A 574-nucleotide genomic window follows, 5' to 3' on the forward strand; every position below is an offset into this window, starting at 1 on the left:
ACATTTCAACAGTAAATATTAATATTTTTACTGCACTACATTTGTGATCCTTATAGCCACTTTGTACATTCTGATTTGACATTTAAAAGCTGTGAGTGTGTCTGGAAATCTGCAGGCGCTCCCTGTATAGACGAAAGAGCAAAGCGTGGTGATATAGTATCTTTAAAAGGCCCTTTGGTAGGCACAATATTTGCTTACGGCCATACCACCCTGAACACGCCCGATCTCGTCTGATCTCGGAAGCTAAGCAGGGTCGGGCCTGGTCAGTACTTGGATGGGAGACCGCCTGGGAATACCAGGTGCTGTAAGCTTTTTTCACTCCTCTTTACAAAAAGCAGAGGGCGCTGCTGCTTTTTCAGTGGACACCGACAGGGTGGGAAGGAAATAGCTAGAACATGACTTGCAGGTATAGAAATGACACAAATCCAGTTAAATGATGGCTTTCATCATTCCTAAGCTCATCGATCATTTTCTTTTCAATTTTATGCTAACGTATTCTACATTTCAACAGTAAATATTAATCTTTTTACTGCACTACATTTGTGATCCTTATAGCCACTTTGTACATTCTGAT

Annotated in this window: 1 rRNA gene; it reads left to right on the forward strand. The window is 41.1% G+C overall.

From position 1 onward, the window contains the following. Positions 1–192: 192 nt before the first annotated feature. A 5S ribosomal RNA gene (rrf, locus tag MY526_RS26970) occupies positions 193–311 on the forward strand. Positions 312–574: the final 263 nt, after the last annotated feature.

This window comes from Geodermatophilus sp. CPCC 205761 (genome assembly GCF_051383655.1).
In the GTDB taxonomy this organism is placed as follows: domain Bacteria; phylum Actinomycetota; class Actinomycetes; order Mycobacteriales; family Geodermatophilaceae; genus Geodermatophilus.